General features: G+C 66.6%; 12 protein-coding genes. 2 read left to right on the top strand and 10 right to left on the bottom strand.

Features of this window, described 5'->3' with window-relative positions; all coding sequences use genetic code 11:
• The first annotated feature begins 116 nt into the window (after positions 1 to 116).
• Complete coding sequence (locus H7I57_RS05740; RefSeq protein ID WP_264022395.1) at positions 117 to 1,052, top strand: cyclopropane mycolic acid synthase family methyltransferase; 936 nt, start codon at positions 117 to 119, stop codon at positions 1,050 to 1,052.
• A 96-nt stretch (positions 1,053 to 1,148) separates the two neighbouring features.
• Positions 1,149 to 2,045: a cyclopropane mycolic acid synthase family methyltransferase gene (locus H7I57_RS05735; protein WP_264022394.1), complete on the top strand. Its 897-nt coding sequence runs from the start codon at positions 1,149 to 1,151 to the stop codon at positions 2,043 to 2,045.
• On the opposite strand, the gene H7I57_RS05730 is transcribed toward H7I57_RS05735, so the two are convergent.
• The 10 genes from H7I57_RS05730 to H7I57_RS05685 all read right to left on the bottom strand — a co-directional run bounded on the left by H7I57_RS05730 (position 2,046) and on the right by H7I57_RS05685 (position 14,973).
• Complete coding sequence (locus H7I57_RS05730; RefSeq protein ID WP_275080940.1) at positions 2,046 to 3,281, bottom strand: KasA/KasB family beta-ketoacyl-ACP synthase; 1,236 nt, start codon at positions 3,279 to 3,281, stop codon at positions 2,046 to 2,048.
• Between the two features lie 257 nt (positions 3,282 to 3,538).
• Positions 3,539 to 4,963, bottom strand: coding sequence for an aldehyde dehydrogenase family protein (locus tag H7I57_RS05725; protein ID WP_264022393.1), 1,425 nt, complete (start codon positions 4,961 to 4,963; stop codon positions 3,539 to 3,541).
• Between the two features lie 39 nt (positions 4,964 to 5,002).
• On the bottom strand, positions 5,003 to 6,715 hold the full coding sequence (locus H7I57_RS05720; protein ID WP_264022392.1) for a thiamine pyrophosphate-binding protein: 1,713 nt from the start codon (positions 6,713 to 6,715) through the stop codon (positions 5,003 to 5,005).
• Positions 6,716 to 6,725: 10 nt separating this feature from the next.
• Positions 6,726 to 7,727: an acyl-CoA dehydrogenase family protein gene (locus H7I57_RS05715; protein WP_264022391.1), complete on the bottom strand. Its 1,002-nt coding sequence runs from the start codon at positions 7,725 to 7,727 to the stop codon at positions 6,726 to 6,728.
• On the bottom strand, positions 7,727 to 8,923 hold the full coding sequence (locus H7I57_RS05710) for an acyl-CoA dehydrogenase family protein (protein WP_372510129.1): 1,197 nt from the start codon (positions 8,921 to 8,923) through the stop codon (positions 7,727 to 7,729). The genes H7I57_RS05715 and H7I57_RS05710 overlap by 1 nt, the downstream gene beginning before the upstream one ends.
• The gene (locus tag H7I57_RS05705; RefSeq protein ID WP_264022389.1) at positions 8,920 to 9,837 is read right to left on the bottom strand and encodes an acyl-CoA dehydrogenase family protein; all 918 of its coding nucleotides are present in this window, start codon (positions 9,835 to 9,837) and stop codon (positions 8,920 to 8,922) included. The genes H7I57_RS05710 and H7I57_RS05705 overlap by 4 nt, the downstream gene beginning before the upstream one ends.
• Positions 9,834 to 11,012, bottom strand: a complete 1,179-nt coding sequence (locus tag H7I57_RS05700; RefSeq protein WP_264022388.1) for an acyl-CoA dehydrogenase family protein — start codon at positions 11,010 to 11,012, stop codon at positions 9,834 to 9,836. Before H7I57_RS05700 ends, H7I57_RS05705 begins: the two co-directional genes overlap by 4 nt.
• Before the next feature lie 8 nt (positions 11,013 to 11,020).
• The gene (locus tag H7I57_RS05695) at positions 11,021 to 12,223 is read right to left on the bottom strand and encodes a CaiB/BaiF CoA transferase family protein (protein ID WP_264022387.1); all 1,203 of its coding nucleotides are present in this window, start codon (positions 12,221 to 12,223) and stop codon (positions 11,021 to 11,023) included.
• Positions 12,216 to 13,133: an SDR family NAD(P)-dependent oxidoreductase gene (locus H7I57_RS05690; protein ID WP_264022386.1), complete on the bottom strand. Its 918-nt coding sequence runs from the start codon at positions 13,131 to 13,133 to the stop codon at positions 12,216 to 12,218. The genes H7I57_RS05695 and H7I57_RS05690 overlap by 8 nt, the downstream gene beginning before the upstream one ends.
• Positions 13,126 to 14,973: a flavin-containing monooxygenase gene (locus H7I57_RS05685; protein ID WP_264022385.1), complete on the bottom strand. Its 1,848-nt coding sequence runs from the start codon at positions 14,971 to 14,973 to the stop codon at positions 13,126 to 13,128. Before H7I57_RS05685 ends, H7I57_RS05690 begins: the two co-directional genes overlap by 8 nt.
• Between the last annotated feature and the right edge of the window lie 23 nt (positions 14,974 to 14,996).

Here is a 14,996-nt window from a genome sequence, read left to right as displayed (position 1 = left end):
CAGCACGCTACCCCGGCCCGCTACCGCCGGATCGTTTTCACTGGAGGCCGCGCGGGTAGTAAAAAAGGGGCGTGCCACCGGTGCGTGGCGGTACGCACTGCTGACAGGATGGGGCGATGTCGAACACCTCAAGCGAAGACTCGAAGACGACCTCCGCGCAATCCGCGTGGTTGTCCAAGTCCGCATCGCAGACCCGCGGGTCGGACAAGAAAGAAGTCCAGTTCCACTACGACATCAGCAACGACTTCTTCAAGTTGTGGCAGGACCCGAACCAGGTCTACAGCTGTGCGTACTTCGAAAAAGACGACTACACGCTCGAACAGGCGCAACTGGCAAAGATCGATCTCTCGCTGGGCAAGCTGGGGCTGGAGCCGGGAATGACGCTGCTCGACATCGGCTGCGGCTGGGGCGCCACGATCATGCGCGCCGTCGAGAAGTACGACGTCAACGTCATCGGCCTGACGCTCTCGGAGAACCAGAAGCAGCACATCGAGGACCACTGGTTCGCCAACTCGAAGAGCGACCGCAAGATGGAGGTCCGGCTGCAGCCGTGGGAGGACTTCGACGGCCGCGTCGACCGGATCGTCTCGATCGGCGCGTTCGAGCACTTCGGCTTCAACAAGTACGACGACTACTTCAAGAAGACCTTCGACTGGATGCCCGAGGACGGCGTGCAGCTGCTGCACACGATCACCATCCCCGAGGATGAGGAGATCAAGGCCAAGGGCCTGCCGCTGACCATGTCGCGGGTGCGGTTCATCAAGTTCATCATGGACGAGATCTACCCCGGCGGTCGCTTGCCGCTGGCGTCGATGGTCAAGGACCACGCCGAAAAGGCCGGTTACACCGTCACCCGTGAGCAGCACCTGCAGCCGCATTACGTCAAGACACTGGACACCTGGGCGCGCAACCTCGAGGCCAACAAGGACGAGGCGATCGGGATCACCTCCGAGGAGATCTACGAGCGGTTCCTGAAGTACCTGGACGGATGTGCCGATCTGTTCCGCGAGGGATATACCGACGTCGTCCAGTTCACCTGCGAGAAGAAGTAACTGACGACCGTGTAGTAACTTGTGGCCACACACGTAGCCTGATTGTCAGCGTACGAAACTAGTGGCCGCATGGTTCGGATGGAGGTCGGTCGACCGATGGTGGAGAGCACGGGGGAACCGCGGGAGACGAGTAACAACATGGAACCGCACTTCGAAGAGGTCCAGGCGCACTACGACCTCTCCGACGTCTTCTTCGGTCTGTTCCAGGATCCGTCGCGGACGTACAGCTGTGCGTACTACGAGCGCGACGACATGACGCTGGCCGAGGCGCAGATGGCGAAGATCGATCTCGCCCTCGGCAAGTTGGATCTCGAGGCCGGCATGACGCTGCTCGACATCGGTTGCGGCTGGGGCTCGGTCATGCAGCGGGCGATCGAGAAGTACGACGTGAACGTCATCGGGCTGACCTTGAGCAAGAACCAGGCCAAATTCGTCCAGGAGCTTCTCGACGGCATGGACACCGACCGCACGCGGCGGGTGTTGCTGCGCGGCTGGGAGCAGTTCGACGAGCCTGTCGACCGCATCATCAGCCTCGAGGCGATCGAGGCGTTCCCGCAGGAGCGGTACGCGCCGTTCTTCAAGGCCTGCCACAGCTTCCTGCCCGAGGGCGGCCGCATGGTGCTGCAGGCGATCCTGGGGCACCCCCTGAAGCGCTGGCCCGAGATGGGCATTCCGATCGTGATGTCCGACCTGAAGTTCATGCGGTTCATCGCCAAGGAGATCTTCCCCGGCGGGTCGGTGCCCTGCGACGAGGACATCATCAGGCTGTCGGCCGACGCCGGCTTCTCGCTGGAGCAGAAGCAGCTTCTCAACGAGCACTATGTGCGCACGCTCGACACGTGGGCCGAGGCTCTGGAGGCGCGCCACGACGAGGCCGTCGCCGCCACCTCCGAAGAGGTCTACCAGCGCTACATGAAGTACCTGACGGGCTGCAGCGACTTCTTCCAGCGCGGCATCAGCGAGCTGGGGCAGTTCACGCTCACCAAGCCCTGATCAGGGGCGGCCGAACACCAGCGCCACGTTGTGGCCGCCGAAACCGAATGAGTTGCTGACCGCGTACTGGTAATTGCCGGGTCGCGGGCTGCCTGCGACGACGTCGAGGTGGATCTCCGGGTCGAGATTCTTGAGGTTGCGGGTCGCGGGCACGATGCCGTCCCGCAACGCCAGCAGCGTCAGGATCGCTTCGACGGCGCCCACCGCACCGACCGAATGTCCCAGTGCACTCTTCGGAGCGTAGACGGCGGCCGCGTGGTCGCCGAGGGCGTTGTTGATCGCGACCGACTCGGCCACGTCACCGACGGTGGTGCCGGTGGCGTGGGCATTGACGTGGTCGATGTCGGTCGGCGCCAGCCCGGCGAGTTGAATCGCCCGGGTCATCGCGTGCCCGGCCCGCATTCCGTTCGGATCCGGAGCCACCATGTGGAAGCCGTCGGAGGTGACGCTGACACCCATCAACCGGCCCAGGATGTTCGCACCGCGGGCCCTGGCGTGCTCCTCGGTCTCGATCACCATCAGCGCCGCTGCCTCGCCGAACACGAACCCGTCCCGGTCGCGGTCGAACGGTCTGCACGCGCCGGCCGGATCGTCGTTGTTCTTGGACAGCACGATGCGCATCTGGACGAACCCGGCGATCGGTACCGCCTCGATCTTGGATTCGACTCCCCCGCAGATGGCGATGTCAGCCTCGCCGAGCGCAATGTGCCGCCAGGCCTGCGCGATCCCCTCGGATCCCGATGCGCACGCCGAGACGGGCGCGAGCACCCCGGCACCCGCCCCGCGTTCCACCGCTACCGCCGATGCCGGGCCGCTTGGCGCGTACTGCTGGACCGCGGTCGGGTTGACCAGGTCCAACCGGCCCTCACGAAGGTGTTCGTAAGCCCACAAGATCTCTTCGATCCCGCCCATACCGGTACCTATGGAGACCGCCAACCGCTTGGTGTCGACCTCGGGCGAACCCGCGTTCTCCCATACCCGCCTCCCGAGCACGACCGCCATGCGCTGCAGGTAGGACCAGTGGGCGAGCTCGTCGGGGGTCAGGTGATGGTCGAAAGTCTCCAGCAGGTGGCCGCCGATGCGCACCGGGAGGTCGAATTCCTCTATGAACGAGTCTTCCAGCGTGCGGATGCCGCTGCGGCCTTCGAGCAGTGCCTGCCACGTGCTCTCCACGTCGGTGCCGACGGCGGTCGTCATCGCGACCCCGGTCACCACTACGTCAGGAAACTTCCCCATCATCGTCATCGTCACCCTCACCCCAACGACTTCTCTCGCCGGGACTACCCGCTGTGTCAGCGATTATTCACGGGTGCCGGCGTTGCCGCGGGTACCCGCCCCTCCATGAAACAGCATAATTTCCACAAGGGCGACGATGTCACGTGGCAGAGGTATGGCTTCCGGGCGAATCGTTCGGCAGCCGTGCGCCGAACGTACGGATTCTGACGGGATTCCACCGAAATTCGTCAGAAACCGTACTTTCGGGGCTCCGTCGGCTACTGCGGTGCGTAGCCCAGCGCCGCCTTGGTCTCCAGGTACTCGTCGAAGGCGAACTGGCCCCACTCGCGCCCGTTGCCGCTGCGCTTGTAGCCACCGAACGGCGCGGCCATGTCGAAACCGTGGTTGATCGCGACCGACCCGGCGCGGATGCGGCGGGCCACCGACCGGGCCTTGTCCAGGTCGGCTCCCGAGACGTACCCGGCCAGGCCGTACTCGGTGTCGTTGGCGATCTCGAGGGCCTGGTCGAGGTCGTCGTAGCCGAGGATGCACAACACCGGGCCGAAGATCTCCTCCCGCGCGATCGTCATGTCGTTCGTGACGTTGGCGAACACGGTCGGCTTGACGTAGTAGCCGGCGTCGAGTCCGTCGGGGCGCCCGACGCCGCCTATGACGACGGTGGCGCCCTCGTCGATGCCCTTCTGGATCAGACCCTGGATCTTGTCGAACTGCGCCTTCGACGCCACCGGACCGATCGCGGTCTTGTCGTCCGGGTCGCCGACCTTGACCGCACCGGCGGTCTCGCGGGCGATCGCCATGGCCTCGTCCATGCGGGAGTTCGGCACCAGCATCCGCGACGGGGCGTTGCAGCTCTGCCCGCTGTTCATCATCATCACCGACGTCCCCGCGGCCACGCTCTTGGCGAAGTCCTCGTCGTCGAGCACGATGTTGGGGCTCTTGCCGCCGAGTTCCTGGGTCACCCGCTTGACGGTCGGGGCCGCGTTCTTGGCGACGTCGATGCCGGCCCGGGTGGATCCGGTGAACGACACCATGTCGATGTCGGGATGACTCGACAGCGCCGCACCGACGCCGGGTCCGTCACCGTAGACGAGGTTGAAGACGCCGGCGGGAACCCCTGCGGCGTCCATGATCTCGGTGAAGATCTGCGCGGAGTACGGGGCCACCTCCGACGGCTTGAGCACCATCGTGCAACCGGTGGCCAGCGCCGGGTACACCTTGCACGCGATCTGGTTGATGGGCCAGTTCCACGGCGTGATCAGGCCACAGACGCCGATCGGCTCCTTGACCACCAGCGTGCTGCCGTGCTGCTCCTCGAACGAGAAGTTCTTCAGCACGTCGATCGCTGTGGCCAGGTGGCCGAGACCGAGGTTGACCTGCGGGCCGGCGGCCAGCGAGGCGGGCGCACCCATCTCCTCGCTGACGGCGTCGGCCAAATCGGCGGCACGCTTCTGGTACTCGGTCATGATGTTGCCGAGCACCTCGAGTCGTTCCTCGCGGCTCGTCTGCGACCAGGTGGTGAACGCATTGCGGGCGGCCTCGACCGCCTTGTCGACGTCGGCGGCACTCCCGATGGCGATCTGGCCGGAGACCTGTTCGGTGGTGGGGTTGTCGACGTCGAGTGACCTCTTCTCGACGGGGTCCACCCACTGGCCGTTGATGTAGAACTTCAGGTATTCGCGCATGGCACCAATCCTCACTCGGGGTCCGCTAGATCGAAACGCCTATTGGGTACCTTCTGCATACCAGGTCCGGAATCGGTCGTACTTCGGCATCTCCTCGGAGTTCGCCGTCGGGTCGATACACACATGCACCACACCGACTTTGCCGCTGGCGTACGCGCGGGCGATCGCCGGGCCGATCTCCTCTTCCTTCTCGACGTACTCACCGTGGCAGCCGAAGCCCTCGGCGATCTTGTCCATCCGGACATCCTTGCTCCAGTGCACTCCGGGCTGAGGGGACGGCTGCTCGAAGGTGCGCTTGTACACACCCACCTCGAGACCCCACTGGTGGTCGACACCGACCACGCACACCAGCGGCAGGTTCCGCCGTGCCGCGGTCTCCAGTTCCGCGATGTGGAACAGGAACGCCGAGTCGCTGGTCAGCAGCATCACCGGTCGCTTGCCGCCCTCGGCGACCGAGGCGCCGACGGCATAGGGCAGGCCCGTGCCCAGGTGACCGAAGTTCTGGTTCCAGATCACGTCGCGGGGCTTGGACTGCGAGTAGGTCCACTGGAAGATCACGGTCGCGCCGCCGTCGCGCACCATGATGCCGTCCTCGAGTTCAGCGAACGCCTTGGTCGCCTCGACCACGTAGCGCGCCGGGTGCACGGGGGTGCGTCCGCTCGGGGCCTCTTCGGCCACCCGCGCCAGTTCGGCGGCGTCGGCCTTGACGAGGGTCTCCAGGTTGGCCGAGGGTGCGCGCGGGGTGTCGCGCAGCGCCTCGACGAGCTGCGGCACGACGCCGCGCAGATCGCCGACCAGCGCCACGTCGACGGGACGGTTCACGCCGATCGCGGTCGGGTCCTGCTCGACGTACACCCATTTGCGGTTCGCGTCGTTGCCCGCCCAGTGCTGGGTCCGGCCGTAGTGCATGGGCTCACCGAGCTCGGTGCCCAGCGCGACGCACAGGTCGGAATCCTCGACCGCCTCGTTGGCGGCCGGGGAGAACAGGTAGGGGAAGGTCCGCTCCTGCAGTCCCGGGATGAACGACGTGCCGCCGGAGGTCTGGATCACCGGGCAGGCCATCAGCTCGGCCAGCTCCTTGACCTGCTGCTGGGTGCGCGACGTGTGGACGCCGTGGCCGACCAGCAGGATCGGGCTCTTGGCCTCGCGGATCAGCTTGACCGCCTCGGCGACCTCCCTTTCGCCGGCACTCTGGTTGACGAGGCGATACCGGTTGGGCGGCAACGGCTCCGGGACGTCGAGCTCTTCGAGGATGACGTGCGACGGGTACTCGATGTAGCTCGGTCCGGGGGTGCCGGACATCGAGCGCCGGATGGCCTCCCGGACGATCTCGTCGGTCTGGTCGGCGTACTCGATCGAGCTGCTGTACTTGACCGACGGGGTGAAAAGCCCTTCCTGCTGGACGAACTGGATGCGGCCGCGACGCACCCGGCGTTCGGTGACCCGGGCCCGCTGGCCGCCGAGGAAGATCACCGGCGAGTTCTCGACCAGCGCGCACATCATGGCCCCGGCGATGTTGGCCACACCGGGCCCGAGGGTGCCGATGCACAGACCGGGCTTGCCCGTCATCCGGGACGCGGCTTCGGCCATGAAGCCGGCGCTGAGCTCGTGGTGCGGCGCGACGACGGACCAGCCCCTGGCTTCGGCCTCGGTGAACATGTGCACGAAGTTGGGGTCGGGGATGCCGAACAGCGTGTTGACCCCCTCGGCCTCGAAGAGGTCGAGAATGCGTTTGTACACGGGTACGCCCATCAGTGCTCCTTCATCGGTATCGCTGTACGAGTTTGTTGCGTTGTGCTGCAGGGGAACCGAAGAGGGAACGGTTCAATGCGGCGCGTTTGAGGTAGGTGTGGATCCCGCTCTCCCACGTGTAGCCGATGCCGCCGTGTAGCTGCATGGCCTTACCTGCGACGTCGACGGCCGCGGAGCAGGTGTACGACTTCGCCATCGCCGCCGCCACCGCTGCGTCGCCACCCTGCGCGATGGCCGCGGCGGCGTCGGCGACGAGTTGGCGCGACACCTCGATGCTCACCAGCATGTCCGCGCAGGCGTGTTTGACGGCCTGGAACGAACCGATCGGACGGCCGAACTGGTGCCGCACCTTCACGTAATCGACGGTGGCCGCAAGCATCTGCTCGGCCACACCCAGGCTGTCACAGGCGATCGCGAGGGCCGCTCGGTCCTCCAGGGCGCGCCGGACCGCTCCGGGTTCCACTTCGAAGGCGAGCACCTCGTCGACCACGGCGGCGTCGGCGGTGACGGTCGCCAGTCGCCGTGTCTCGTCGACGACGGGTTGCGCCCGCACGGTCAGCCCGGCGGACTGCACGACCGCGACCCCGGAATCGGTGATCAGCAGCAGGCGGTCCGCGCCGACGGCGTCGGCGACGTACTCCGCACTTCCGGTCACCCGCCCACCGTCGAGCACGAAGTCGCCGGACACCGCAGCGAGTCTGCTGCCGCCTTCGGCGACGGCGGTGAGCAGCTGGCCTCGTATCTGGCTGTCCTGCACCAGGTTCAGTAGCCCGACGGCGAGCACAGCCGAACCCAGGTAGCTGTTCGTGCTCGCTGCCCGACCGATCTGGTCGAGGATCACCGCGGTCTCGCCGAACGTCGCGCCCGCACCACCGAGTTCCTCGGGCACCTCCATCCCGACCCACCCGGCATCGATGAGCGCCGCCCATTCGACCTCGCGGTCCTTGGCAAGGAGGCCGGCCGCAACGGATCGCAGCTCGTCGTGGAACTCGCGAAAACGACTGTCGGCCATCACACCACGCTCGGCTCTCGCGGCAGCCCCAGCCCGCGTTCGGCGATGATCGTGCGCTGGATCTCGCTGGCGCCGCCGGGGATGGTCCACTCCCAGGAGCCGACGAAATCCAGGACCCACGAACCGGATTCCCAGCCGCTGGACATCGGCTTGGTCAGAACGGTGTGCGCGGCGGGCCCACCGATCTCGACGCCGAAGTCGGTGAGCCGCTGCAGAAGCTCGCTGTAGTACAGCTTGACGACCGATGCGTCGGCCGGACCGCGCGCGCCGTGCTCCACGAGTCGCCGGCACAGTCCGCGCAACGCGGTGATCTCGGTCTCGAACCGGGCGAGCCGGTCGGCCACGACCGGATCGTCGACCGGCGCGGACCGGACAAGCCGCCGGAATCCCGCGTTGGCGAGGCGTTCGGCCAGTTCCAGCATCGTCATGCCGCGTTCGGCCCCGAGCGTCTCCTGCGCCACCTGCCAACCGGCGTTCTCGGCTCCGATCAGGTTGGCGGCCGGGATCTTCACCTCGTCGAGGAAGATCTCGCAGAAGTGCGAGTCGCCGATCGCGTTGCGGATCGGGCGCACCACGACCCCGGGTGTCGTCATGTCGAGTAGGAAGTACGAGATGCCTTTGCGCTTCGGGGCTTCGGGATCGGTGCGGGCCAGCAGCAGACACCAGTCGGCGTGCATACCGCCGCTGGCCCAGAGCTTCTGCCCGCTGACCACGAACTCGTCGCCGACCCTCCGGGCGGTGGTGCGCAGTGACGCCAGGTCCGACCCGGCCTCGGGTTCGGAGAACCCCTGCACCCAGATCTCGCCGTCGAGAATCGCGGGCAGATGCCGTCGTCGTTGCTCCTCGGTTCCGGCGACCAGCAACGTCGACGCCGCGTGGTGGATCCCGACGAACGCCAGCACCAACCGGGGCGCGTCGTGTGCGGCCAGTTCCTGGTACAGGATCACCTGTCGCTCGACGGGGAGGCCGCCGCCCCACTCGGCCGGCCAGTGCGGGACCGCGTACCCCGCGCTGTGCAGTTCGGCGAACCAGGCCTTCTGGAACCGGACGAACTCCTCGTCGGCGACCCCGGACTGCGCTGCGCGCCAGTTCCGCGGGATGTGCTCGGCGCACCAGGCCCGAACCTCCCGCCGAAACTGAGCTTGTTCTCGAGAATCCGAGGAGTTCTCGGCCATATCTTCAGTTTGGCCGCTCATGAGTACAGTCCCGTCAGACCGCGCCGCCCGGCGATTCGCGTGAGGTGGTCACGGGTGGCGGACAGCCCGAAAGGCAGGCGTCGCAACGGCTGGCTGTAGCGCGACAGCCAGGACAGTGTGGTCTCGTCGCAGAAGCCGACCGCGCCGTGCAACTGATGGCACACCCGGAACACCACGTCGGCTGCCTCGATCGTGGACATCCGCAGTGCCAGTGCGTCATCGAGGGCTCCGCGCTGACCGGTGGCGATGCTCCACAGCGCATGTTTGGCCAGGATGTCCAGCCCGCTGCGCTCGACCTCGGCGTCGGTCAGTTGGAACTGCACGCCCTGGAACGACGACAGCGGCTGGCCGAACTGCTTGCGCAGCGTCACATGCGCCACCGTCAGTTCCAGCGCGCGATCGAGCATGCCGAGCAGGGTCCAGCACGGCAGCACCAGACCCAGCGCCACGTCGCGTGAGCCGGCATCGTCGATCGGCGCCAACTCGAGTTCGGCGACGAATCCCGCCCCGGCCGGTCCGACCGCGGTGACCCGGCTGCGTTGTCCGTCCACTGTGACCGCTGCCCAGTGTGATCGGAGTCCGGCGACCGTGCCGGCTGGCCGGGTCGCGCCGATGACGATCAGGCCGTCGACCTCCAGATCGACCGGTTTGGAAAGGCGCTCGGCCAGCGGATAGGGCAGCGCCCAGTAGCCCGCGCTGCGGCACAGTGCGGCGGCGGCTTCCAGGCCGTCGGTGTCGGCGCGCGGATCGAGCTCCCACGCGCCGAGCCCGGAGAGCACCGGCGCCACCAACGACTCCCGGACATCCGGGGCCGCTTGGGCCTGATCCACGAGTCGGTCTCCGCCGGCGGCCTCGAAAGCGTGCCGGGCCTGTCGCCCGTACTCGAGTGCGTCTTCGCTGAGGTCCAGGATCATTTCCTGCCTCCCGCCAGCATCGCACGGGACAGCAGAATTCGTTGCATCTCAATGCTTCCCGACGACACTGTGGAGGCCTGAGAGTATCGCCAATGGTCCTCGACCTCACCGAGGAACCATTCCGCGCGGACGTCGGAGTGCCGCACCTCCGCCGCGATGTCCGTCAGGACCTCGGCGCTGTCCTGATCCAGCTTCGTCACCGCGATGCGGTAGGCGGCCGCGTCGCCGGGCGTGATCTGACCGCTGGCCTGCAGGGCGACCACCCGGTAGGCCAGCAGCCGGGCGCGACGGCAGTGCGTCAGCATCCGGACCCAGCGGCCGCGCAGCTCGGCGGGCAGCTCGTCCCACCGCTCCCCCAGCACCTCGGGAGCGGCAGCGAGCAGCCGTTCACACCGGGCGTACCTTGCGATACCGACACGTTCGAACGACATCACGTCCTGCACGATCGTCCAGCCCTGATCGACCGTGCCGAGCACGTCGGCCTCGGTGACCCGCAGGTCGTCGAAGAACACCTCGTTGAGGTGGTGCGGGCCCATCATGCAGCCGATGGGCCGCACCGTGATCGCCGGATCATCCATCGGCACAAGGAAGATGGTCAGGCCCTGTTGCTTCTTCTGGGTGCCGCCTTCTCCCACTCGGGAGGTGCGGGCCAGCAGGAAACACCACTGCGCCATCGTCGCGTACGACGTCCAGATCTTCTGGCCGCTGACCAGCCAGCCCGCTGATCCATCGTCGGCCCGCCGGGCATAGGTCCGAAGCGACGCCAGATCAGAACCCGCCTCGGGCTCGGAGAAGCCCTGGCACCAGATCACCTCCCCGGCGGCGATCGGCGGCAGGTGGGTGCGCTGCTGTTGGGCGGTGCCGTGCCGCATGATGATCGGCCCGACCCAGTTGACGCCCATGTACTGAGCACCGCGAGGTTCGTGGTGCGCCCACATCTCCTCGCGCACCACGGTCTGCTCCCAGACCGGCGCTGCGCCACCGCCGAACTCCTCGGGCCACGCCAGGCACAGCAGGTTGCGTGCGGCCAGGGTGCGACAGAACTGCTGCGTGGTCTGCAGGTCAGCAGGATCGTCGGTGAAGGCGCCGAGAAAGTGTTCGGGTACTTCCTCGTTCACCAGGTCCCGCAGTTCGCGGCGCAGATCGGCGGCGCGCTTGCCCATGTCGAAATCCATTGGTGCCCCTACCCTGAGCCGACCGCATCGGGTGTCGGCACCGGGGTGCCTCCGGCGGCCGCTGGGTCCAGCCCCAGTTCCTCGAGCACCGTCGCGGTGTCGGCTCCCAGTTCGGGCGCCGGACCACGCACCTTGCCCGGGGTGCGGGAGAACCATGTCGGCACACCGGGGAACCGCACCTTCCCGTGCGGTGTGTCCACGGTTTCGAAGAGGCCCACGGCGTTGAGATGAGGGTTGTCGAACAACGAGTCGGGCGTGTTCAGCGGCGCCGCGGGGATCTCCAGTTCACCGAACAATTCCAGCCATTCGTCGGTCGTGCGTTCCGCCAGGGTCTCGGCCACCAGTCCGTACACGGCGTCGATCTGGTGGGCGCGCATCTCGAGGGTGGCGTACAGATCCGACGCCCACGGCGGCTGCACCGCGGCGATGAAGGCGTTCCAATGCTTGTCGTTGTAGATCAGCACCGCGATGTGGCCGTCCTTGGTGCGGTAGGGACGCCGGTTCGGCGCGACCGTGCGGGGATAGACGGCGGGCCCGAGCGGGGGGTCGAACATGGCACCGTTGGCATGTTCGACCAGCATGAAGGACGCCATCGTCTCGAACATGGCGACCTCGACTTCTTGTCCCTCGCCGGTCCGCTCCCGGTGGAACAGCGCCATCATCGTCGCGTAGAGCGCCGTCAACCCGGCCACCTTGTCGGCGATGATGGTGCCGACATAGTCGGCCTCACCGGTGAGTTGCTTTTGCACATAGGGCAATCCGCACTCGGCCTGGATGGTGTCGTCGTAGGCCGGGCGGTCCCGCTCGGGTCCCCGCCTGCCGTATCCGTAACAGTTCGTGTAGATGATCGAGGGGTTGATCTCCGCGACGTCGGCATAGCTGAACCCGAGCTTGGTCACTGCCTTGGACCGCATCGAGTGGATGAAGACGTCGGCGCGTTCGATCAGCGCCCGCATCGCGGCCTTGCCCGATTCCTCCTGCAGGTCCAGCACCACGCTGCGCTTGCCGCGGTTGACGTTGACGAAGACCCCGCTCATCCCCGACACCGGCCCGACCGAGATGTAGCGGGTGTTATCACCCTGCGGCGGTTCGATCTTGATGACCTCGGCGCCCATGTCGGCCATGATCTGTGTGCAGTACGGGCCCATCACCATCGCGGTGAGGTCGACCACGCGCACCCCCGCCAGCGGTCCCGTCGACTGCTCAGGCATGGGCAGCGGCCGCCATCGCGAAGCTGTACCTGATGTGGTCGCCGTGTCCGTCGGGTACCACCGGGAACCTGACGGGTTCGGACATGTCGCGGATCGCCGAGATGTGCTCGGCGACGTCGGTGATGGTCCATGTTGGATGGTAGACACCTGGCGACTCGACGACGGCGGCGGCCGCCACCCGGCCGGCGAGCGCGACGAACATCTCCCCTGTGACCGAACAGGTTTCGTGCGCCAGATACCCCACGACCGGGGCCACCAGTTCGGGACCCATCGGAGGGTAGGCCGAGGTGTCGATGCCTTCGGCCATCCGGGTGACCGCCGCGGGCACGATCACATTGCTGGCCACGTTGTGCGCGGCACCCTCCATCGCCGCGACGTTGGACAGCCCGATCACCCCCGCCTTGGCGACGGCGTAGTTGGCGACCTCGTGGTTGCCGTAGAGACCTCCGATCGAGGACGTCAGCACGATGCGTCCGTAGCCTGCTTCGCACATCCGGGGGAATGCGGGTCGGACCACGTGGAACGCGCCGCGCAGGTGCACGTCGAGCACCGCGTCGAAGTCGTCGTAGGTCATCTGCGCCAGGGACGCCCGACGCACGATTCCGGCGTTGTGCACGAGGATGTCGAGGCCGCCGAAGCGCTCGAGTGCGGTGTCGATGATCGCCTGTCCACCCGCGGGGGTCGCCACCGAGTCGGTGCTGGCCACCGCTTCACCACCGGCGTCGGCGATCTCGCGGACCACGTCGTGGGCGGGGCCCGAGTCGGCGCCGTCACCGTCGAGTGCACTGCCGGGGTCGTTGACGACGATCTTGGCTCCCTGCGATGCCAGCAGCAGGGCGTAGGCGCGGCCCAGACCTCTGCCGGCGCCGGTCACGACGGCCACCCGGCCGTCGTATCTCAGGTCACCCATTCCCACTCTTCAGGGTCAGGCCATCGAGATCACCGTTGTCACGCCATTCGGCGAGCAGGTCGTCGAATGCATAGAAGCCCGGCGAATAGAAGTCGCCGAGGAACGAGCCGTTGCCTTCGGCGCCGCCACGGCCTTCATTGTTGTAATAGCCGGGTGTGCAGGAGAGTTCGAACGCGGAGTTGTCGATCGCCAGTTCCCTGATGGTTGCGACCCAGGTGCTCTGTCCCTCCTCACTCGGCTCGACGGTGGTGACGCCGCGGTTCTGCGCCTCGGCGAGGATGTAGGCGATGTGCTTGGCCTGCTGCTCGAACATCGCGGTGGTGTTGGCCGAAACCCCGCCCTGGATGAAGCCGGTGAAGAAGAGGTTGGGAAATCCGCGGCTGGTGATCCCGTGGAGGGTCTTGTAGCTGTCCTGCCAGTATTCGAAGAGCGAGAGCCCGTCTCGCCCCTCGATGGTGTCGATCGCATACCGTCGGCTGATCTCGGTGGAGATCTCGAACCCGCTCGCGAAGATGACGCAGTCGACGTCGTACTCGACGCCGTCGGCGACGATCCCGTTCTGCGTCAACCGTTCCACTCCCTTGGTAGCGGACACGTCGACGAGCGTCACGTTGGGCCGGTTGAAGGCCGTCAGGTACTCCTCGCTCGAACACGGTCGCTTGCACATGAACCGGTAGTACGGCTTGAGCGCCTCGGCGGTCTCCGGATCGTCGACCACGGCTGCGACGCGCCGCCGCAGCCTCTCCATGATCTTGTAGTCCTCCTCTTCCCGGAAAGCCATGATCTGCTCGACGGTCACCGCCGCGGGATCCTCGCTGCCCGCGATGCGCGCCGTGAGGTTACGGCCCAGCTCGGTCCAGAAGTCGCACACCAGATCCGGCTCGCCGAACACCACGGCGACGAACGGCGACCAGTTGTGAAAGTTGCGCTTGCGCTCCTCCTGCCAGCCCGGCTGCAGGGAGGCGGCCCACTGCGGGTCGGTCGGGGTGTTCGCACGCTCGTCCACCGACGACGGGGTTCGCTGGAATACGAAGAGCTGCTTAGCGTCTCGGCCCAGGTGCGGCACCAGCTGCACACCCGTCGCGCCGGTGCCGACCAGTGCGACACGCTTGTCCGCCAACTTGTCCAGGCCACCGTCGGCGTCGCCACCGGTGTAGTCGTAATCCCAGCGCGCAGAGTGGAAGACGTGTCCCGCGAAGTCCTTGATGCCCGGTATGTCGGGCAGCTTCGGACGGTTGTACGAGCCCTGGGCCATGACCACGAAGCGGGCCTTGATGTCGTCACCGCGGTCCGTGCTGATCCGCCACCGCTCGAGCGAGTCGTCCCAGCGTAGTTCGCGCACCTGGGTGGAGAACAGTGCGCCGTCGTACAGGCCGAAGTGCTTACCGATGTTGCGGCAGTGCTGGAAGATCTCCGCGCCGTCGGCGAACTTCTTCGACGGCATGAAGTCGAGCTCTTCGAGCAACGGGATGTAGCAGTACGCGTCGTTGTCGCACTGGATTCCAGGGAACCGGTTCCAGTACCACACGCCGCCGAAGTCGCCGGCCATCTCGATCACGCGGACACCCTCGACGCCCGCCTTCTTCAGGTACGCCCCGGCCAGCAGCCCGGCGAATCCTCCGCCGAGGATGACGACCTCGGCGTTCTCGACGACGGGGTCACGCTCCATCACCGTCGTGTAGGGATCGATCTCGTAGAAATCGGCGAAATCGTCCTTGAGCTCCAGATACTGCTTGGCGCCTTCGGGCCGCAGCCGCTTGGCCCGCTCCTGCGCGTACTTCTCGCGCAGTGCCGGAATGTCGATATCGGTGGGCGTGTCGGTAGGCCCGCAGGTCTCCATGTCTCCTCTTTCTGGCGATTTCG

Source organism: Mycolicibacterium pyrenivorans, assembly GCF_025821625.1.
Classification (GTDB): domain Bacteria; phylum Actinomycetota; class Actinomycetes; order Mycobacteriales; family Mycobacteriaceae; genus Mycobacterium; species Mycobacterium pyrenivorans.
This window is presented reverse-complemented; position numbering and strand designations above follow the sequence as displayed.

Excerpts from the sequence above, each read along its gene's own strand:
- H7I57_RS05690 (WP_264022386.1), bottom strand. The coding sequence starts at position 13,133 with ATGGGTGACCTGAGATACGACGGCCGGGTGGCCGTCGTGACCGGCGCC.
- H7I57_RS05730 (WP_275080940.1), bottom strand. The coding sequence starts at position 3,281 with ATGGGGAAGTTTCCTGACGTAGTGGTGACCGGGGTCGCGATGACGACC.
- H7I57_RS05720 (WP_264022392.1), bottom strand. The coding sequence starts at position 6,715 with ATGGGCGTACCCGTGTACAAACGCATTCTCGACCTCTTCGAGGCCGAG.
- H7I57_RS05710 (WP_372510129.1), bottom strand. The coding sequence starts at position 8,923 with ATGAGCGGCCAAACTGAAGATATGGCCGAGAACTCCTCGGATTCTCGA.
- H7I57_RS05740 (WP_264022395.1), top strand. The coding sequence starts at position 117 with ATGTCGAACACCTCAAGCGAAGACTCGAAGACGACCTCCGCGCAATCC.
- H7I57_RS05685 (WP_264022385.1), bottom strand. The coding sequence starts at position 14,973 with ATGGAGACCTGCGGGCCTACCGACACGCCCACCGATATCGACATTCCG.
- H7I57_RS05705 (WP_264022389.1), bottom strand. The coding sequence starts at position 9,837 with ATGATCCTGGACCTCAGCGAAGACGCACTCGAGTACGGGCGACAGGCC.
- H7I57_RS05725 (WP_264022393.1), bottom strand. The coding sequence starts at position 4,963 with ATGCGCGAATACCTGAAGTTCTACATCAACGGCCAGTGGGTGGACCCC.
- H7I57_RS05700 (WP_264022388.1), bottom strand. The coding sequence starts at position 11,012 with ATGGATTTCGACATGGGCAAGCGCGCCGCCGATCTGCGCCGCGAACTG.
- H7I57_RS05695 (WP_264022387.1), bottom strand. The coding sequence starts at position 12,223 with ATGCCTGAGCAGTCGACGGGACCGCTGGCGGGGGTGCGCGTGGTCGAC.
- H7I57_RS05715 (WP_264022391.1), bottom strand. The coding sequence starts at position 7,727 with ATGGCCGACAGTCGTTTTCGCGAGTTCCACGACGAGCTGCGATCCGTT.
- H7I57_RS05735 (WP_264022394.1), top strand. The coding sequence starts at position 1,149 with ATGGTGGAGAGCACGGGGGAACCGCGGGAGACGAGTAACAACATGGAA.